The organism is Pseudomonas sp. HN11 (assembly GCF_021390155.1).
In the GTDB taxonomy this organism is placed as follows: domain Bacteria; phylum Pseudomonadota; class Gammaproteobacteria; order Pseudomonadales; family Pseudomonadaceae; genus Aquipseudomonas.
On record NZ_CP089985.1, the window covers coordinates 4,683,927 to 4,702,699 of the forward strand.

Genomic DNA, 18,773 nt, shown 5'->3' on the forward strand with positions numbered 1-18,773 from the left:
CCCGGTGAATCAGGGAAACTACAGCTTTATTGAGGAACGCCCCGGCTTCTTGGTCTGCAACAAATGCGAGAACACCGCGTGCAAGTCATCCGACGCGCTCTCCTCATCGAGGTTGAGCTTGCTGTCGATATGATCCATGTGATGCATCATCAAATTCACCGCCAACGCCGCGTCCCGTGCCTCGATCGCATCGATCAGCTGGGTGTGCTCGTCGTAGGAACAGTGCGAGCGGTTGCCGCTTTCGTACTGGGCGATGATCAATGACGTCTGGGACACCAGGCTGCGTTGGAAGCTGATCAGCGGCGCGTTCTTCGCCGCTTCGGCCAGCTTGAGGTGGAATTCGCCGGAGAGGCGGATACCGGCGCCGCGATCGCCACGGGAAAAGCTGTCGCGCTCGTCGTTGACCATCTGGCGCAGCTCGGCCAGTTGTTCGGCCGTAGCATGTTGCACGGCCAATTCAGTGATCGCCCGCTCCACCAGACGCCGCGCGAGAAACACCTGGCGCGCTTCCTCGACACTCGGGCTGGCCACTACCGCGCCGCGATTGGGTCGCAGCAGTACCACGCCTTCATGGGCCAGGCGCGACAGGGCGCGGCGAATGATGGTGCGGCTCACGCCGAAGATTTCGCCCAGTGCCTCTTCACTCAATTTGGTGCCGGGTGCCAGGCGTTGTTCAAGGATCGCCTCGAAGATATGCGCGTAGACGATATCGTCCTGGGTTCCGCTGCGACCGGCCTTGCCGGCTCGCGGTTGTTTCTTGAGAGGTTGCAACTGTTCGTTCATGGGCACTCGGGTTTGGAGAACGGCGGCGAATTAACGGTAATACGGCAACAGCGGGTCGCTGGCAAGTATCACCTAAAATCAGGGCACATTGTACACAACCGGCTGCGCCAACACACTGTACGGCTGTTTGCGGCGTCGGCTGTATTGCAATGAGTCGTTACGTTTGAGTTTAGGCTGGAATCCGCAACTACTCTGGTAAAAGGAACACCTGTCCATGACCGACGCCGCCCAAGCGCCTCTACGCCCACTGGCCGACACTTCTCCCTCGGCGATTGTCGCCGGTTTCATCGCCATGATGACCGGCTACACCAGCTCCCTGGTCCTGATGTTCCAGGCCGGGCAAGCCGCCGGTTTGACCACGGCGCAGATTTCTTCATGGATCTGGGCGATTTCCATTGGTATGGCGGTGTGCAGCATCGGCCTGTCCCTGCGCTATCGCACACCGATCACCATTGCCTGGTCAACGCCCGGCGCGGCGCTGCTGATCACCAGCCTCGGTGGTGTGAGTTATGGCGAGGCCATCGGCGCCTATATCACCTGTGCGGTGCTGGTGACGATCTGCGGGCTGACCGGCAGTTTCGAAAAACTGGTCAAGCGTATCCCGGCGTCACTGGCGGCTGCTTTGCTGGCGGGGATTCTGTTCAAGATCGGCAGCGAGATTTTCGTCGCCGCGCAGCACCGTACCGGACTGGTGTTGGGGATGTTCTTCACTTATCTGGTCATCAAGCGCCTGTCACCGCGTTATGCGGTATTGGCTGCATTGGTGATCGGCACGGCATTGTCGGGGCTGATGGGGCTGCTGGACTTCAGTGGTTTTCAGCTGGAGGTAGCGACTCCGGTGTGGACCACGCCGCACTTCTCGCTGGCCGCGACCATCAGCATCGGCATTCCGTTGTTCGTGGTGGCGATGACCTCGCAGAACATGCCGGGGGTCGCGGTGCTACGGGCCGACGGCTACACCGTGCCCGCCTCTCCACTGATCACCACCACCGGCCTGGCCTCCCTGGTGCTGTCACCCTTCGGCTCCCATGGCATCAACCTGGCGGCAATCAGCGCGGCCATCTGCACCGGGCCCCATGCCCATGAAGACCGCAACAAACGCTACACCGCTGCTGTGTGGTGCGGGGTGTTCTACGGAATTGCCGGAGTGTTTGGCGCGACGTTGGCGGCATTGTTCGCAGCCTTGCCCAAGGAATTGGTGCTGTCGATTGCGGCGTTGGCACTGTTTGGCTCGATCATCAATGGCTTGAGCGTCGCCATGAATGAGCCGAAGGAGCGAGAAGCGGCGCTGATCACCTTTATGGTCACGGCGTCCGGCTTGACGCTGTTTTCCATCGGGTCGGCGTTCTGGGGTATTGTGGCCGGGGTGTTGACGCTGCTGATTCTGAACTGGCGCAAGGCATAAAAAAACGGCGACCCTCAGGTCGCCGTTTTTTTCAGTATCACTTAGCCGCGTTGATCGGCTTTTCCGGATACCACACGTCCAGCAGCGGGCTGACTTCAGCCTTGGTCAGCTCGGAACGGGTTTTCAGCCAGGCTTCAACAGCAGCACGCTGCTCTTCGGAGACCGAGCCGCGCTTCTGCAGGCAAACCAGACCGTAGTCATCGCCGCCGACATAGCCCAGACCGTTGGCTTCCATGGCTTCTTTGATGAACGCTTCGAGGAAAGCGTCGATAGCTTCTTCACTCAGGCCTTCGTTGAAGTCCAGGTTCAGTTCGAAACCCAGCTCTTGAAATTCATCAACGCACAGTTTTTTGCGCAGACGCTGGGAACGGTTAGTCGCCATTGGAACAATCCTCATAAGTAATAACGGGCGGCACTTTAGCAGTTTAAGGCAGCGATTGCCCGACTCTCTGGGACAGGCGGCACTTTGCCTGTAAAAAAAACGCCGAATACCCGCTATGGTTCAGCTACAAGTGGCTCCGCCTTGGGGCATAATGCCGACACTTTCATGACCATTGAGGGATTTTTCTTGTTTACCCCTCGCCTTTTTCACCCTCCTCAGCAGTAGGGTTTTACTTCTTATGATCAAATCTTTGCGTTCAGTGTTTTTTGCCGGCCTGATTCTGCCACTGGCCTTTTCCGTCTCCGCTGCTCCCGTCAACAACACTCTGCCGCCAAATGTTCAACAGGCACTTTCAAAAGCCAAGCTGCAAAACACTGCGCTGTCCCTGGTGATGATCCCCCTGAACGGGCCAGGCACGCCGACTGTCTTCAATGCCGACGTCTCCGTGAACCCGGCCTCGACCATGAAGCTGGTCACCACTTACGCAGCCCTGGAAATGCTCGGCCCCAACCACCAGTGGAAAACCGAGTTCTACACCGACGGCACCCTCAGCGGTGGTGTATTGCACGGCAACCTGTACCTCAAGGGCGGCGGCGACCCCAAGCTGAATATGGAAAAACTCTGGCTGCTGATGCGCGACCTGCGCGCCAACGGTGTCCAGCAAGTCACCGGTGACCTGGTACTGGACCGCAGCTTCTTCAACCAGCCGCTGTTGCCGGAATTCAATGACGATGGCAACGACGAGAACAAACCGTTCCTGGTCAAGCCGGACGCGCTGCTGGTCAACCTCAAGGCCCTGCGTTTTGTGACCCGCAATGATTCCGGCCGTGTGCTGGTGTCGGTCGAGCCGCCAATTGCCAGCATCCGCATCGACAATCAGGTCAAGGTTTCCAATGCCAAACAGTGCACCGGTGATGTGCGCTACAACCCGGTGACCGCCGCTGATGGCAGCGTGACCGTTACGGTCAGCGGCCAATTGGCCGATGGCTGCAGCTCGCAGACTTACCTGTCGTTGCTCGACCACGCCACTTACACCGCCGGCGCCGTGCGTGCGATCTGGAAGGAATTGGGCGGCACCATCCAGGGCCGCGACATCCAGGCGCCAGTGCCCAAGGATGCCAAGGTGCTGGCCCGGGCGTTTTCGCCGGACCTGGCGGAAATCATCCGCGACATCAATAAATACAGCAACAACACCATGGCCCAGCAGCTGTTTTTGAGCCTGGGTGCGCAGTTCCGCAACGACGCCGACGGCGACGATGCCAAGGCTGCACAACGCGTGGTGCGCCAGTGGCTGGCGAAGAAGGGCATCACCGCGCCGCACCTGGTGATGGAGAACGGTTCCGGCCTGTCCCGTGCCGAACGGGTCAGCGCCCGTGAAATGGCGGCCATGCTGCAAGCGGCGTGGAAAAGCCCTTACGCGGCGGAGTACATCAGCTCGATGCCGATTGCCGGCACCGACGGCACCATGCGCAAACGCCTGAAGACCACCGCCATGCGCGGCGAAGCCCACGTCAAGACCGGCACCCTGAACACCGTGCGGGCCATCGCCGGGTTCAGCCGCGACAACAACGGCAATACCTGGGCCGTGGTGGCGATCCTAAACGATCCGAAGCCATGGGGTGCTTCGTCGGTGCTGGATCAAGTGTTGCTGGATTTATACCGCCAGCCGAAGGTGGTGGCGGCCGCGCCAGTCCTTTAAGAGGCAACGCAGTGCTCCTGTGGGAGCGGCCTTGCTCGCTCCCACATTGGGCCTGCGGTGGTCTCAAGCACGCAAGCGCTCAACCTCCACCCGGTCCCTGCCCGCCTGCTTGGCCACGTACACGGCCGAGTCGGCGCGCAGCAGCAGCCCATCGATACCCTCATCCACCCGCCAACTGGCCACGCCAAAGCTGGCGGTGACGATACCGACCGGTTCCATCGGCACACTGCGCAGCGACGCCCACAATTCCATTGCCAGGCTGTAGGCCCGTTCGCTATCGGTGTGCGGACACAGCACCATGAATTCCTCGCCACCCAGGCGACAGAACACATCGGTGCGGCGCAGACGCTGACTGATGCGTTTGCACAGTTCCTGCAGCACCCCGTCGCCGACGGCGTGCCCGTGCTGGTCGTTGATGCGTTTGAAGTGATCGATATCCAGCATGATCACCGACAAGTTTCCCGAGGTGCGGTTGAGCCTCACCATCTCGGCCTTGAGACGATCCTGGAAATAGCGACGGTTGTGGATGCCGGTCAGGGCGTCGGTGATGGAGAGCGCACGCAGTTCTTCTTCCACCCGCTTGAGATCGGAAATATCCGACACGTACCCATGCCACAGCGTACCGCCTGCGGGTAACTCTTCCGGAGTCGCCTCACCACGAATCCAACGCAGGCCCCGTTGCGGCAACAGCACGCGGTACTCCTCGCGCCAATGGCTCAACTGCAATGCTGAGAGGCGGATCGAAGCACGCACCCGCTCCGCATCCAACGGGTGGATGCGCTCGAAGACCTGCTTCGCATCCTGCTGCAACACTTTGGGTTCGATTTCATAGATGTCGCGCATGCCGTCGCTGGCGTAGATGAATTTCCAGTTGCCCTGGGGTTCCAGGGTGAATTGGAAGATCCCGCCGGGCACATGGGCGCTGAGCTTCTTGAGCAGGCGGTCGCGGGCGGCCAAGGCCTCGTAGGCATGCTTTTGTTCGGTGACATCCAGGTAGATCGCCAGGTGGCCGATCCACAAACCGTGGTCGTCCAGCAACACCGTGGCGAGCATGTTCACGGCCAACGGGCTGCCGTTCTCGCGGATCAAGGTCCACTCGCGGGCTTCGTGCAGGTTGTCCGGGCTTTCCACCAGCATCGCCTGGCTGGCGGGAATACGCTTGCCCAACGTCACACTCAGGCTGGCCGCGCGCGCTTCAAGCTCCGACGCCAGGTGCAGGCTTTCCAAGGTGTGCGTGCCCACCACATGCTCGGCCTTGAAGCCCAGCATCTGCTCGGCACCGGCGTTGAAGGTATTGATGACGCCGCGCAGGTCGGTGGCAATGATTGCCATCTGGGTCGCGGCATTCAGCACGCTGCGCAACTGACCATGGGCACCGCGCAATTCCTGTTCGCGCAGGCGCAACTGGGCGGTGCGCTGCTCCACCAGCTTCACTGCGCGCTGGCGTTGGCTCACCAGCACGTAGAGCAAGGCACTGAGTAGCAGGCTGAGCAGGCCGCCCATGATCAGGATCGTGTTCAGCGAGGAGTGACTGGCCTGGTCGAATACCTGGCTGGGGCGCAGTTTCAAGGCGTACACATGGTCACCCAGTGTGAGACGACGCACGCCGACAAGGGCGCTGCTGCCGACTTCATTGCTGGACTCGAAGAGCACGCGCTCCTGCAAGTCCGAAGTGTCGATGATCTGCATCACCAGGTTGTCCCGGCCCGGCTTGGGCAGACCGTCGGACACGAGCTGGCGCATGCTGATCACTGCCATCACATAACCGTAAGGCTCGTTCTGGGACTGATCGGAGGTGGGCAGGTGACTCACCGGCGCGACCAGTAACACCCCGGTGGCATAGGCCGGCTCCACCCCCACCAATTGCATGGGCTGGGACACCGCCAGCTTGCCGGTCTTTTGCGCACGCTCAAGGGTCGAACGGCGCAGCGGCTGGGCCAAGAGATCAAAGCCAAGGGGCGCGCCCAGCAGGCTTTGGGTCTGGCTGTACAGCACCGGCACGTATTCGTCGCGCTCGGGCGCGGGGGCCAGCTCACCGGTCGAATTCAACTCACGGATCACAAAAGGCGTGCCGCGCAGGTCGGACACCTTTTGCTCAAATTGGCTGCGCTGCTCGCGAGACACCCGTGGCGCCCACGAATAAGCGCGGGCGCGCAACAACAAGGGTTGGGCGAAACCGTCGAACTCTTCGCGGGACACATCATCGGAATTGACGAAGAAGCGTCGCAAGCTGTTCAGGCGCTGTTCCTGGTCTTCGAAGCGCTCCTGCAAACGGGTATAGCGCTCATTGACCAGCAACTGAAAGCGCTGGCGCACCTGTTGCTGATAGAGGTCGCAAGCCGCCCAGGCGACAATCGCCGTCAAGGCAACCCCTGCCAATAACACCACCAATGCCACCAGCCAAGCCGACGCCTGCTCACTGATAAAACCTAGGATTTTCGGGCGAACGGCTTGCAACGGCATAGGCAACACTCACAACGCCAGCGTGCGGGGGGTGTCACTTTGGCTAGGCCTTAAGTTATAGCCATCGGCCCTGTATTTGACCAGCGTAAAAAAACCGCAAGCCCGGAATAATCCAGGCGTGCGGCTCTTTTAGTAGCAGCGATCAGCGCGCGGTAATTTTCCACGCACGGTGGATCTTCGCGTTACGCGCAAAATCCGGATCGATGGTCTTGTCGCTGATCTCCTCGACCGCATAGCGTTCGCTGAGGTTGTCCTCCAGCGCGAACTTGCGGAAGTTGTTCGAGAAGTACAACACGCCACCCGGCGCCAGGCGCGCCATGGCCAGGTCGAGCAACTGCACGTGGTCACGCTGCACGTCGAAGATGCCTTCCATGCGCTTGGAGTTGGAGAAGGTCGGCGGGTCGATGAAGATCAGGTCGAACTCATCGCGGCTGGCCTCCAGCCACGCTATCACGTCACCCTGTTCCAGGCGGTTCTTGTCGGAGAAACCGTTAAGGGAGAAGTTGCGACGCGCCCAGTCCAGATAGGTCTTGGACAGGTCGACACTGGTGGTGCTGCGCGCCCCGCCCTTGGCCGCGTGCACACTGGCGGTGGCGGTGTAGCAATACAGGTTGAGGAAACGCTTGCCGGCCGCTTCTTTCTGGATGCGCAGGCGCATTGGACGGTGGTCGAGGAACAGGCCGGTGTCCAGGTAATCGGTGAGGTTGACCAGCAACTTCACGCCGCCTTCGCTGACTTCGGTGAATTTGCCTTGAGCACTCTGGCGCTCGTACTGCTTGGTACCGCTCTGACGCTCACGACGCTTGACCACCACGCGGCTCTTGTCGATGTTCAGCGCCTGGGGAATTGCGGCCAGCGCATCGAACATACGCGCGGAGGCTTTTTCCGGGTCGATGGATTTCGGCGCAGCGTATTCCTGCACATGGACCCAGTCGTGGTACAGGTCGATGGCCATGGAGTATTCCGGCATGTCGGCATCGTACACGCGGTAGCAATCCACACCTTCGCGCTTGGCCCACTTGCCCAGCAGCTTGAGGTTCTTCTGCAGACGGTTGGCGAACATCTGCCCGCCTTCACTCAGGCGCGCTTGCTCGACCACAGGCGCCGGTGCAGGTTTGATCGGGTTGCCGTTCTTGTTGTACTGGCGTTCTTGCGGCTCGGCCGGGGCTTGGTCGTAAGCGGCTTGCTCACGTTCAGCCTGGCGCTGCTCCGGGGTGCGACGCTCGCCGGTGACGAACTGGTCCGGATTGACCTTGATCAACAGCAGCTTGCACGGCAACGCGCCGTTCCAGAACGAATACTGTTTGTGGCTGCGGATGCCCATGCGCTTGCCCAGGTCCGGCGCGCCGGTGAACACCGCCGCTTCCCAGCCCATGCACGCCTGGCGCAGACGCTCGCCGAGGTTCTGATAGAGGTACAACAGGCTGGCTTCGTCACCCAGACGCTCGCCGTATGGCGGGTTGCAGATGACCAGGCCTTTCTGGTTCTGGTCCGGGCGCGGTTCAAAGGTGCCGACCTCACCCTGGTACACCTTGATCCAGTGACTCAGGCCTGCGCGTTCAATGTTGTTGCGCGCGGGCTGGATCAGGCGTGGATCGGCTTCGTAGCCACGGATCCATAGCGGCGGCTTGTTCATGCCGATGGCGGCGCGTTCAGCCGCTTCTGTGTGCAGTTTCTTCCACAGCGCCGGGACGTGACCCAGCCAGGTGGTGAAGCCCCACAATTCGCGATTCAGGTTGGGCGCCATGTCGGCTGCGATCATTGCGCCTTCGACCAGGAAGGTACCCACGCCGCACATCGGGTCGCTCAGCGCGCCGCCTTCAGCGGCAATACGCGGCCAACCGGCACGGATCAGAATCGCGGCCGCCAGGTTTTCCTTCAACGGTGCCGCGCCCTGCTGCAGGCGATAACCGCGCTGGTGCAGGCTGTGGCCGGACAGGTCGAGGGACAGGATGGCTTCGCCACGGTCCAGACGCAGGTGGATGCGCAGGTCCGGGTTGATCTTGTCGATGGACGGGCGTTCACCGGTCGGGGTACGCAGCTTGTCGACAATCGCATCCTTGACCTTCAGCGCGCCGAAGTGGGTGTTGTCGATACCCGAGCCGTGGCCGCTGAATTCAACGGCCAGGGTGCCATCCGGGACCATGTGGTCGGCCCACTCGATATCCAGCACACCGTGGTAGAGGTCTTCGGCGTCCTTCATCGGGAAGCGCTTGAGCACCAGCAGCACGCGGTTGGCCAGGCGTGACCAGAGACACAGGCGGTAGGCGGTTTCCATGTCGGCCATGCCGCGCACAGCCGAGGTGTGCTCACGGGCTTCCTCAAGGCCAAGCCCGACGGCTTCCTCGATCAGCAGGCCTTCGAGGCCCTTGGGGCAGGTGAGGAAGAGTTCAAAACGGTCCGACATGGGGCATTCCAGGCTTTTCAGCAATAAATGAACGGGCGACGCATCGCCGGCTCGGTTTTCAATCAAGCACTTTTCTTGAAGAGTGCTCGCGTGGCACGAATGTGCCATCCCACCCCGTCCAGCAGGCATTTGGGCCTTTATTGACGGGGCAGAAAGAGAATCTGACGTTACAAAAAGAAATATTCCGACCCTTCGTCGAATAATAACCGACTGCAACGGGCGGACATTCTCACTAAAGGATTAAACCCATCCTCTATGCAGGGTGCATCATAGCTGGCTTTGCCAGACAAATGGGGCGAAAAGCCATCCCAGCTTATGGCTATAGCATCGTTATCGTTACGTGCTTATGACAAAACGATCATTGAATCCATGTGACCTATTGGTTAGAACTCAACACAGGTTGGCGCCGTAACGACGCCGACACATAGGCTCGCCACGCCGGCAGCGAGCCCACCAACGGCAGAAAAACTCTGCCCGGCCTCGGACGGGGCCGAAGGATATCAAGACAGTCAACAAGTGAGGGAAACACCCTATGAGAAGACTTAAGCGTGATCCGTTGGAAAGAGCATTTTTACGCGGATATCAATATGGCGTTCATGGCAAATCCCGTGAGCTTTGCCCATTTACTCTACCGTCGGTACGCCAAGCCTGGATCAACGGCTGGCGAGAAGGACGCGGCGACAACTGGGACGGTATGACTGGCACTGCGGGCATCCACAGACTCAACGAACTTCACGCCGTCGGCTAATCAAGGGCAACTTATTCCGACACCACCTTTGAATTTGTAACGACTTACCATGCGCGCCCCATCCGGGCGGCGGGCTTCGGCCCAGGGGGCTCCTTAAGGGAGCCCTTTTTAATGGGCGCGGGTCAGGCTTTTGGCAGTGCCGCGATTGCGTCCACCGACTGGCGGATGAGCGCCGGGCCCTTGTAGATAAACCCGGAGTACAACTGCACCAGGCTGGCACCTGCGGCGATCTTCTCGGCCGCATGCTTGCCTTCGGTGATGCCACCGGCGGCGATGATCGGCAGACGCCCCGCCAGTTCAGCCGCCAACACCCTGACAATATGAGTGCTCTGCTCACGCACCGGCGCACCGGACAGACCGCCCGCCTCGTCGCCATGGGCCAGGCCCTCGACACCCACGCGGCTGAGGGTGGTGTTGGTCGCGATCACCGCGTCCATGCCCGAGTCCACCAAGGCCTGGGCGACCAGGACGGTCTCTTCATCGCTCATGTCCGGTGCAATCTTGATTGCCAACGGTACGCGCTTGCCATGACGAACGGCCAGGTCTTCCTGGCGCTGGCGCAAGGCTTCGAGCAGTTGCTTGAGGGAATCACCGAACTGCAGGCTGCGCAGCCCCGGAGTATTGGGCGAGCTGACGTTGACCGTGACATAGCTGGCGTAGGCGTAGACCTTGTCCAGGCAGATCAGGTAATCGTCCACTGCACGCTCAACCGGCGTATCGAAGTTCTTGCCGATATTGATGCCCAGGATGCCCTTGTACTTCGCTGCCTGAACCCGCGACAGCAGATGATCAACGCCCAGGTTGTTGAAGCCCATGCGGTTGATGATCGCCTCGGCTTCCGGCAAGCGGAAGATACGTGGCTTGGGGTTGCCCGGCTGGGGTCGTGGAGTCACGGTGCCGATTTCGACAAAACCAAAACCCAGCTGTGCAAAGCCATCGATGGCCGCACCGTTTTTATCCAGGCCAGCCGCCAACCCAACCGGGTTGGGGAAATCGAGCCCCATCACCGATACCGGCATTTTTGCCGGCGCCTTGCATACCAGGCCATTGAGCCCCAGGCGGCCACCAGCCCCGATCAGGTCCAGGGACAGATCGTGGGAGGTTTCCGGAGAGAGTTTGAACAACAGCTGGCGGGCCAGGGTATACATGGGCGGGCTAGACTCGGATGGCGGCGAAAGGTGGCGGCGATTATAGCCGGGGTGACAGCGCGCGCGCGAGGCATGAACCTCAATCGTCAGGAGCGTAACGCGACCAATTGCTCGTAATACGCCCAGATTTTCTCTGCGTACCGCATGCGCAACGCCTCACGCTCCGGCCCGGAACCTGTCCCCACGTTGTAGGAACCTACCGCTGTCCAGTTGTAGCCAAATCGCTGGATGAACTCGGCGAGAATCGAAGCCCCCACCTCAACCGACAAGCAAGGTTCATTGATCAACCGGTCTTCGGTAATGCCCTGCTCGAGCAGGCGCGGCAGGTGGATGCTATTGATCTGCATCAGGCCGATATCTCGAGTGCCATTACGGTTGGCATGATTCATCGCTTGTGCGCGATAACCCGACTCTACAGCGGCGATCGCTTGCAGCAACTCCGGCTCGATATTGTGGCGGTTGGCGACTTCCTCCCAACAATAGGCCAGCGCATGATTACTGACCAGCACCATACTCAACACCAACCCCCGGCTCCAGAATCTAGCCATGTCTCACCGCGCCCTGACTGACTTGGCCGCAGGCCGAACACACATGCTCCACACGACCGGTCCCATGGCCGCCTTGCGTCCTCACCCTGCAGGTAAAGCGATAACCCCGACCATAGATCGTCTTGATAAACCCCTTGTCGGCGCCAAGGTACTTGCGCAACGAGTAGATGCAGCGTGTCAGCGATTCTTCGGCGACCTCTCCCCGAGGCCACGCCAGCTCCAGCAGGCGATCCTTGGTCATCAACACGCCACCGGACACCAGCAGCAGCCGTAATACCTGCCACTCCTTGGGCGGCAGTTGAACATCCGAACCCTCGCCAGTCAGACGACCATCGCCATGCAGGGTCCAGCATGCAAAAAACAGGGAGGTCGTCGCTCCTTCGTTATCCGCGACGGCCATTGTTACCTCGGTATTCGACTACTGACATCAAAGTCCTCATTTCCATTGCTGGCTCAAGCCTCCCCACCTGCGCGACTATAAAAACTTGCCGCACAACTCTCAGTAGGAAAAAACCTATACGCCCAGCGTTTTATAGAACTATGCAGTAAGACGTTTCGTCATCGATTATCCCTGGCACCTGCGCCAGATCAGTCAGTCCTGTGGAAAAACCTCCAGATATATGGGCTAACGCCTGGTTCACGGTGAGAGAGTGCGCAAAGGCCTTACAAACGCCCGTTGAACACGCTCGTATTGTGTAGCCGTCAAGGGAGGAGGCCCGGCCCCCCGGATGGGCTCGTCAAACTCGCTGCCCACGGCTCTGGCCTGTATCACAAACAGGCGCACTTGGGCCGGCGCAGCAGCCCCCTGCCCCTCTGAATCTCGTTGAAAGGCGCCCAGCCAGAGGCGCCGGCCCTGAGGCAAACGAACTACACTGTTGACGGCCACTCGGCCCACCCCCATGTTTTTGCCACGTCGCCCCGCCTCACGCATCTGGCGGCCGTCCTCAATATCCAGGCGCATCTCGATCTGGTTAGCTTCGACAAAACGCGGTAGTACGCTGACCTGGGCGCCATAACGCACCGGTTTCCACTCAGTTGGCTCACTTGCGGGGGGCGGCAGATAAAACGTGTGATTATCCTGAAACACCGCGGGAACATTCTCCTGGGTGAGAATCACCGGCAACGTCGTCACCCTGGCTCGTCGACGACGCTCCAATGCACCGATCCTGGTCATGAGATGGCTATCATCCAGCGGCGCCAGGACTCGCGAGGTCGATACCTTGGCGTCCTCACCCCAGTCCAGGCCCAGCTTTTTCAATTGTTCACGCTCCACATCCACCAGCCACAGCGAAACCTCGATCGAACGCTTGGGTATATCGAGCTCCGCCACCAATTTCTGGATAAAGCTGACCTGCGCGGGTTTACCCTTGATCAGCAGACTGTTGCTGTCCGGGTAGGCGATCACGCCCAGGCTCTTGTCGGCTAGCAAGCCCTTATGCTCGCTGGCCAGAAAAGTTTCGATCATCGAGGCCATCCCCGGAAGTGTGACCGGGTTGTCGCTCGTGCCGTATTGACGGTCCGCCACGTCGGTGTTGAACACTTGAACGACGCCAAAAGATTGCGTCCCCACGCGCAATTCAGACCTTTGTCGGTCCACCAATTGGGTCAGGCGCAGCACCTGATCGACATAGTTCGGTGGGCCGGACACGTAGAATGTTCGCCCTTCACTTTCACGCAAGGGATAGCGTGACTCATCAAGACCCGAGCGGCGCATGAGGCTACGCAGCCTGTCGACGGAAATATGCCGCAAGGTCACCGCAGAGCTTTTTGCCTCGCCTGCGTCATAGACATAAAGCGCTTGGCCGTTGCTGTACCAGATCAATCCTTGTTGCTGCGCCAGCGCCTCCAGGGTTTGTTGCGGCGCACCTAGGTCCAACGCGGCGCTGAGTCGTTTGCGTGCCACTTCGTGGCTGACAACGATGGGCAGCCCCATTGGCTCCGACAGCGCAGTAAATACGGTATGCAGGCTTTCGTCCTGTGCCTGATAAAGGTCACCCCGAGCAAGTCCACTTCCCAACAGCAGAACGACCAAAAGCAGCCAGAGGCGGGGCATCGTTGCAAGTAAGTCGACGGACACCGTTGGGTTCCTGAGCGTTCTGGCATAGAAGGGGCCGCCATACTGAAAGGCCGCTCGGTTTCAATCTTGATGGAAAGGTGACGGCGGCCCACGCCTCCCCCGTGGCATGTGCCTTGCTATGAACTCTGTATCAGAGCACGCGCCAACGGCGGAGCGAGCTTACGGACAAAGGCGTCGTTACTCGCATGGGCTTACATCGCCATCTGAGGGAACGACGTTTTTTTTGAAAGAAAAGGTAGGTGTTGATGAACGATTCGGTTGGCAAAAGCCCGATGAACGACCCGCTGGCCTGGGTCAACGGCAGTGATGCCCCGGAAAAGAGCAGCCTCGACCTTGGCTTCATGGCCTTGAGCGACTGCGCTTCGATGGTGGTGGCGGCCACCCAGGGCTTCGCTCAACCCTATGGTCTGACCTTGAACCTCAAGCGCCAATCGTCCTGGGCCAACCTGCGCGACAAACTGGTCAGCGGCGAACTGGACGCCGCCCACAGCCTGTACGGGCTGATCTACGCGGTGCACCTGGGCATCGGCGGTGTCGCGCCCACCGACATGGCCGTGCTGATGGGGCTCAACCAGAACGGCCAGAGCATCAACCTGTCCCACGCTTTGCAACAACAAGGGGTGACCACTCCTGAGGCACTGGATCGCCACGTGCACCAAAGCCGAACAAAACTGACCTTCGCCCAGACTTTTCCCACAGGCACACATGCCATGTGGCTGTATTACTGGCTGGCGAGTCAAGGCATTCACCCGCTGCAGGACGTGGACAGCGTGGTGGTCCCGCCACCGCAAATGGTTGCGCACCTGCAGGCTGGGCGCATCGACGGATTTTGCGTCGGCGAGCCCTGGTGCGCCAGCGCGGTCAAGCAGGACCAAGGGTTTACCTTGGCAGCCACTCAGGCGATCTGGCCGGACCACCCGGAAAAGGTGCTCGGCTGCACCCAGGCGTTCGTGGACCAGTATCCCAACACCGCGCGCGTTCTGGTAATGGCGATTCTGGAGGCCAGTCGGTTTATCGAAGAGAGCCCTGAAAACCGCCGCTCCACCGCGCAATTGCTCAGCGGCCGCGAGTACCTGGACGCACCGCTCGACTGCATCGAACCGCGTCTGTCAGGGGCTTATGACGACGGCCTGGGCAACCAGTGGCAGGATCCCCACGCCCTGCGCTTTTTCGCAGGGGGTGAGGTGAACCTGCCCTACCTCTCCGATGGCATGTGGTTCATGACCCAGTTCCGGCGTTGGGGCCTTCTGCGCGAAGACCCGGACTACCTTGGCATTGCACGCCAGGTGCAGCAACTGGGGCTGTATCGCCAGGCAGCCGACGCCCTGGGCATCGAGTCGAAGGACCATGACATGCGCAGCAGCCAGTTGATCGACGGCAAAATCTGGGACGGTTCCGACCCTGCCGGGTATGCACGCAGTTTCCGCCTGCATTCCATGGCCGATCTCACCCACCGCCAAGCCTCGCGCTGACAGGAGGACTTCCATGTTGCGAATCCTGTTGATCAACGATACCCCGCGCAAGGTCGGCCGCCTCAGGAGTGCGCTGATCGAGGCGGGTTTTGAGGTCATCGATGAGTCCGGCTTGACGATTGACCTACCCGCACGCGTCGAAACGGTGCGCCCGGACGTGATCCTGATCGATACCGAGTCACCCGGCCGTGATGTGATGGAGCAAGTGGTATTGGTCAGCCGCGACCAACCCCGTCCCATTGTGATGTTCACCGACGAACACGACCCGATCGTGATGCGTCAGGCGATCAAGTCCGGCGTCAGTGCCTACATCGTCGAAGGCATTCAGGCCCAGCGCCTGCAGCCGATCCTCGACGTGGCCATGGCGCGCTTCGAAAGCGACCAGGCCTTGCGCGCCCAACTGCATGCTCGGGACCAGCAGTTGGCCGAGCGCAAGCGCATCGAACTGGCCAAGGGCATGCTGATGAAAATGAAGGACTGCAATGAAGAAGAGGCCTACACCCTGATGCGCCGCCAGGCCATGAGTCGCCAGCAGAAACTGATCCAGGTGGCGGAACAGATTATCGCCATGAGTGAGCTGCTCGGCTGAGCTGGCGCAGCTCTTGCTAGGGAATCATCACAGGTAGCCAACGGCGGTTGCCCCTCCACGACAAAGACGTCGCACACCCGGTTTGCCCTCGCGAACCCGGTGGCGGCGTTTTTTCGTTTTGGCCTTCTTACAAGACTCCCAACCGTTGAGGTGCGTGATGAAATCAAGCTTCTGGAAATCCGGGCACACCCCGACCCTGTTTGCCGCGTTCCTGTATTTCGACCTGAGCTTCATGGTCTGGTACCTACTGGGCCCACTGGCGATACAAATTGCCGCCGACCTGCACTTGACCACTCAGCAGCGCGGCCTGATGGTCGCGACGCCGATCCTCGCCGGCGCGATTTTGCGTTTCCTGATGGGCATGCTGGCGGACAAGCTGTCGCCCAAGACTGCCGGCCTGATTGGCCAGGTGATTGTGATCTGCGCTCTGTTCGGCGCCTGGGAACTGGGGATCCACAGCTACGAACAAGCGCTGTTGCTGGGGGTGTTCCTCGGCATGGCCGGCGCATCGTTTGCCGTTGCACTGCCACTGGCCTCCCAGTGGTATCCGGCAGAACACCAGGGCAAGGCCATGGGCATCGCGGGTGCAGGCAACTCCGGCACGGTGTTCGCCGCATTGCTGGCGCCTGTACTGGCAGCCGCATTTGGCTGGAGCAACGTGTTCGGCTTTGCATTGATCCCACTCGTGCTGACCCTGATCGCGTTTGCCTGGCTGGCTCGCAATGCGCCTGAACGACCAAAAGCCAAATCCATGGCCGACTACTTCAAGGCACTGGGGGACCGTGACAGCTGGTGGTTCATGTTTTTCTACAGTGTGACCTTCGGTGGGTTCATCGGCCTGGCCAGCGCCCTGCCCGGTTATTTCAACGACCAGTACGGACTGAACCCGGTGACAGCCGGCTATTACACCGCTGCCTGCGTGTTCGGCGGTAGCCTGATGCGCCCACTGGGCGGCGCCCTGGCGGACCGCTTTGGCGGGATCCGGACCTTACTGGGCATGTACAGCGTAGCGGCGATCTGCATCGCAGCGGTAGGTTTCAACCTGCCGAATTCCTACGCAGCACTGGCACTTTTCGTCTGCACCATGCTGGGTCTTGGCGCAGGAAATGGCGCAGTGTTCCAGCTGGTTCCCCAGCGTTTCCGCCGTGAGATCGGCGTGATGACCGGCCTGATCGGCATGGCCGGCGGTATCGGCGGTTTCGCCCTGGCAGCGGGCATGGGCGCGATCAAGCAAAGTACCGGTAGCTATCAAATGGCGCTATGGTTATTCGCCAGCCTGTGCGTGTTGGCTTGGTTCGGCCTGCATGGCGTGAAGCGTCGCTGGAGAACCACCTGGGGCTCGGCTGCCGTGACGGCTGCGCGGGTCTGATGAGCCTGCAACTGAGCGTCGCTCAAGCCAGTGCCATCGGCCCACGGGCGGAAAACCAGGACGCGCTGCGGGTGGTGACTCCAGTGGCCGAACTGGCGGCGAGCAAAGGCTACCTGTACGCCATGGCTGATGGCGTAAGCCAGTGCGCCGACGGTGGCCTGGCCGCACGTTCGACCTTGCAGGCGCTGGCACTGGACTACTACGCCACGCCGCAAACCTGGAGCGTGGCCCAGGCCCTGGAGCGGTTGCTGCTGGCACAGAATCGCTGGCTGCAGGCCAATGGCGGTGGCCAGCCCTTGCTGACCACCCTCAGTGCCCTGGTGTTTCGCGGCCAACGCTTTACCCTGGCGCACGTTGGCGATTGCCGCGCGTATCGCTGGCTCGATGGCGAATTGCAGCGCATCAGCGAGGATCACGTCTGGGAGCAGCCGGGTATGCAGCACGTGCTCAAGCGCGCCCTCGGCCTGGATCAGCACCTGGTGGTGGACTTTCTCGATGGCCAGTTACGTGAAGGTGAGTGTTTCCTGCTGCTCAGCGATGGTGTCTGGGCAACTCTGGGCGATCACAGTATCCGTGCGATCTTGCGCGAGCAAACGGACATGGAGTTGGCGGTCAACACCCTGGTGAGCGCGGCGCACCTGGCCGGCAGTCAGGACAATGCCAGCGCCCTGCTGGTACGGGTCGACACCCTCGGCGCGGCCACTCTCGGCGATGCACTGGTGCAGTTGCAGCAGTGGCCACTGCCACCCCAGTTGAAAGCCGGGCAACACTTTGAAGGCTGGCAGGTAGAATGTGTATTGGCGCAAAGCCGGCAGTCGTTACTGTACCGGGTGCGAGATGCCCAGCAGCAACCCTGGCTGCTCAAAACCCTGCCGCTGAGCCGTGACGATGACAGCGACGCCGGACAAGCCTTGCTGTCGGAGGAATGGTTTCTACGGCGGGTTGCAGGACGTGCGTTTCCTGAGGTCCATGTCGCCAGCGGGCGCCAGCATTTATACTACGTGATGCGTGAATATTCCGGTCAAACCCTGGCCGAACTCTTCCAGCGTCAAGGCCCGCTGCCCCTCGCCCAATGGCAGTCGGTAGCCGAAAGGTTGCTGCGGGCGGTCGGCATGCTGCATCGACGACAGATCCTGCACCGCGATATCAAGCCAGAAAACCTGCTGCTGGGAGAAGATGGCGAACTGCGCGTGTTGGATTTCGGCCTGGCGTACTGTCCGGGCCTGTCGGAAGACCACGCTCATGTACTGCCGGGCACGCCAAGTTTTATTGCTCCCGAGGCCTTCAATGGCGAGCGTCCTACAGCTCAACAGGATTTATACAGCGTCGGCGTCAGCCTCTATTTCCTGCTGACCGGGCATTATCCCTACGGTGAAATCGAAGCCTTCCAACGGCCCAAATTCAACCAGCCTGTCAGCGCCAGTCGCTACCGTCCCGACCTGCCGGATTGGCTGCCCCTCAGCCTGGAGAGGGCAGTCGCGGCCCAACCTGCCCATCGTTACGAGACCGCCGAAGAATGGTTGCGGGTGCTGGAACAGGCTGACCGCCAGGAGCTGAGCATACGCCCCAGGCCGCTGCTGGAACGCGAGCCGGTGAAGGTCTGGCGCACGCTGGCGCTGCTGTCGATGCTGATCAACTTGGCACTGCTGTATTCACTCTTTCACAGCTGACGTCATCCCTGGA

At 60.6% G+C, this 18,773-nt stretch carries 15 protein-coding genes; 7 read left to right on the forward strand and 8 right to left on the reverse strand.

The genetic code is table 11. The features are described 5' to 3' along the window. Positions 1-18 precede the first annotated feature (18 nt). Positions 19-783: a GntR family transcriptional regulator gene (locus LVW35_RS21285; RefSeq protein ID WP_015885332.1), complete on the reverse strand. Its 765-nt coding sequence runs from the start codon at positions 781-783 to the stop codon at positions 19-21. Between the two features lie 214 nt (positions 784-997). On the opposite strand from LVW35_RS21285, the gene LVW35_RS21290 reads away from it, so the two are divergent. Beyond that, entirely contained in the window at positions 998-2,188 is a 1,191-nt protein-coding gene (locus LVW35_RS21290) for a benzoate/H(+) symporter BenE family transporter (protein WP_233891918.1), read from the forward strand. A 37-nt stretch (positions 2,189-2,225) separates the two neighbouring features. Here LVW35_RS21290 and LVW35_RS21295 read toward each other — a convergent pair whose 3' ends face one another. Beyond that, positions 2,226-2,570, reverse strand: coding sequence for a YggL family protein (locus tag LVW35_RS21295; RefSeq protein ID WP_003193255.1), 345 nt, complete (start codon positions 2,568-2,570; stop codon positions 2,226-2,228). 238 nt (positions 2,571-2,808) lie between these two features. Between LVW35_RS21295 and dacB the strand changes: the two genes are divergently transcribed. Continuing rightward, positions 2,809-4,269, forward strand: a complete 1,461-nt coding sequence (gene dacB, locus LVW35_RS21300) for a D-alanyl-D-alanine carboxypeptidase/D-alanyl-D-alanine endopeptidase (protein WP_233891919.1) — start codon at positions 2,809-2,811, stop codon at positions 4,267-4,269. Between the two features lie 63 nt (positions 4,270-4,332). Here the strand turns inward: dacB and LVW35_RS21305 are convergent, their stop codons facing one another. Together LVW35_RS21305 and rlmKL are read right to left on the reverse strand one after the other, a co-directional pair. After that, positions 4,333-6,732, reverse strand: coding sequence for a sensor domain-containing diguanylate cyclase (locus tag LVW35_RS21305; RefSeq protein ID WP_233891920.1), 2,400 nt, complete (start codon positions 6,730-6,732; stop codon positions 4,333-4,335). 142 nt (positions 6,733-6,874) lie between these two features. After that, positions 6,875-9,139: a bifunctional 23S rRNA (guanine(2069)-N(7))-methyltransferase RlmK/23S rRNA (guanine(2445)-N(2))-methyltransferase RlmL gene (rlmKL, locus tag LVW35_RS21310; RefSeq protein WP_233891921.1), complete on the reverse strand. Its 2,265-nt coding sequence runs from the start codon at positions 9,137-9,139 to the stop codon at positions 6,875-6,877. A 532-nt stretch (positions 9,140-9,671) separates the two neighbouring features. On the opposite strand from rlmKL, the gene rmf reads away from it, so the two are divergent. After that, complete coding sequence (gene rmf, locus LVW35_RS21315) at positions 9,672-9,887, forward strand: ribosome modulation factor (RefSeq protein ID WP_002553055.1); 216 nt, start codon at positions 9,672-9,674, stop codon at positions 9,885-9,887. Positions 9,888-10,009: 122 nt separating this feature from the next. Here the strand turns inward: rmf and LVW35_RS21320 are convergent, their stop codons facing one another. The 4 genes from LVW35_RS21320 to sctC form a co-directional block, all read right to left on the reverse strand. Continuing rightward, positions 10,010-11,035: a quinone-dependent dihydroorotate dehydrogenase gene (locus LVW35_RS21320; protein WP_233891922.1), complete on the reverse strand. Its 1,026-nt coding sequence runs from the start codon at positions 11,033-11,035 to the stop codon at positions 10,010-10,012. A gap of 86 nt (positions 11,036-11,121) precedes the next feature. Beyond that, positions 11,122-11,583 carry a transglycosylase SLT domain-containing protein gene (locus LVW35_RS21325; protein WP_233891923.1) on the reverse strand — a complete coding sequence of 154 codons (462 nt, stop codon included), beginning with the start codon at positions 11,581-11,583 and terminating at the stop codon, positions 11,122-11,124. Further along, positions 11,576-11,983, reverse strand: a complete 408-nt coding sequence (locus LVW35_RS21330) for a winged helix-turn-helix domain-containing protein (protein ID WP_233891924.1) — start codon at positions 11,981-11,983, stop codon at positions 11,576-11,578. The genes LVW35_RS21325 and LVW35_RS21330 overlap by 8 nt, the downstream gene beginning before the upstream one ends. A gap of 237 nt (positions 11,984-12,220) precedes the next feature. Next, positions 12,221-13,636 (reverse strand): type III secretion system outer membrane ring subunit SctC, encoded by a 1,416-nt coding sequence (gene sctC, locus LVW35_RS21335; protein WP_233896529.1) that lies wholly within the window; start codon positions 13,634-13,636, stop codon positions 12,221-12,223. A gap of 269 nt (positions 13,637-13,905) precedes the next feature. Between sctC and LVW35_RS21340 the strand changes: the two genes are divergently transcribed. The 4 genes from LVW35_RS21340 (at position 13,906) to LVW35_RS21355 (ending at position 18,760) form a co-directional block, all read left to right on the forward strand. Continuing rightward, a complete protein-coding gene (locus LVW35_RS21340) occupies positions 13,906-15,132 on the forward strand; it encodes a CmpA/NrtA family ABC transporter substrate-binding protein (RefSeq protein WP_233891925.1) in 1,227 nt (408 codons plus the stop codon). A 13-nt stretch (positions 15,133-15,145) separates the two neighbouring features. Beyond that, positions 15,146-15,721 carry an ANTAR domain-containing response regulator gene (locus LVW35_RS21345; RefSeq protein WP_233891926.1) on the forward strand — a complete coding sequence of 192 codons (576 nt, stop codon included), beginning with the start codon at positions 15,146-15,148 and terminating at the stop codon, positions 15,719-15,721. 157 nt (positions 15,722-15,878) lie between these two features. After that, positions 15,879-17,090, forward strand: coding sequence for a nitrate/nitrite transporter (locus tag LVW35_RS21350; RefSeq protein ID WP_233891927.1), 1,212 nt, complete (start codon positions 15,879-15,881; stop codon positions 17,088-17,090). Further along, positions 17,090-18,760, forward strand: coding sequence for a bifunctional protein-serine/threonine kinase/phosphatase (locus tag LVW35_RS21355; RefSeq protein WP_233891928.1), 1,671 nt, complete (start codon positions 17,090-17,092; stop codon positions 18,758-18,760). The genes LVW35_RS21350 and LVW35_RS21355 overlap by 1 nt, the downstream gene beginning before the upstream one ends. Positions 18,761-18,773 lie beyond the last annotated feature (13 nt).

Bases quoted from the DNA above. Each gene is read 5' to 3' on its own strand.
- LVW35_RS21285 (WP_015885332.1), bottom strand. From the start codon at position 783: ATGAACGAACAGTTGCAACCTCTCAAGAAACAACCGCGAGCCGGCAAG.
- LVW35_RS21290 (WP_233891918.1), top strand. From the start codon at position 998: ATGACCGACGCCGCCCAAGCGCCTCTACGCCCACTGGCCGACACTTCT.
- LVW35_RS21295 (WP_003193255.1), bottom strand. From the start codon at position 2,570: ATGGCGACTAACCGTTCCCAGCGTCTGCGCAAAAAACTGTGCGTTGAT.
- dacB (WP_233891919.1), top strand. From the start codon at position 2,809: ATGATCAAATCTTTGCGTTCAGTGTTTTTTGCCGGCCTGATTCTGCCA.
- LVW35_RS21305 (WP_233891920.1), bottom strand. From the start codon at position 6,732: ATGCCGTTGCAAGCCGTTCGCCCGAAAATCCTAGGTTTTATCAGTGAG.
- rlmKL (WP_233891921.1), bottom strand. From the start codon at position 9,139: ATGTCGGACCGTTTTGAACTCTTCCTCACCTGCCCCAAGGGCCTCGAA.
- rmf (WP_002553055.1), top strand. From the start codon at position 9,672: ATGAGAAGACTTAAGCGTGATCCGTTGGAAAGAGCATTTTTACGCGGA.
- LVW35_RS21320 (WP_233891922.1), bottom strand. From the start codon at position 11,035: ATGTATACCCTGGCCCGCCAGCTGTTGTTCAAACTCTCTCCGGAAACC.
- LVW35_RS21325 (WP_233891923.1), bottom strand. From the start codon at position 11,583: ATGGCTAGATTCTGGAGCCGGGGGTTGGTGTTGAGTATGGTGCTGGTC.
- LVW35_RS21330 (WP_233891924.1), bottom strand. From the start codon at position 11,983: ATGGCCGTCGCGGATAACGAAGGAGCGACGACCTCCCTGTTTTTTGCA.
- sctC (WP_233896529.1), bottom strand. From the start codon at position 13,636: ATGCCCCGCCTCTGGCTGCTTTTGGTCGTTCTGCTGTTGGGAAGTGGA.
- LVW35_RS21340 (WP_233891925.1), top strand. From the start codon at position 13,906: ATGAACGATTCGGTTGGCAAAAGCCCGATGAACGACCCGCTGGCCTGG.
- LVW35_RS21345 (WP_233891926.1), top strand. From the start codon at position 15,146: ATGTTGCGAATCCTGTTGATCAACGATACCCCGCGCAAGGTCGGCCGC.
- LVW35_RS21350 (WP_233891927.1), top strand. From the start codon at position 15,879: ATGAAATCAAGCTTCTGGAAATCCGGGCACACCCCGACCCTGTTTGCC.
- LVW35_RS21355 (WP_233891928.1), top strand. From the start codon at position 17,090: ATGAGCCTGCAACTGAGCGTCGCTCAAGCCAGTGCCATCGGCCCACGG.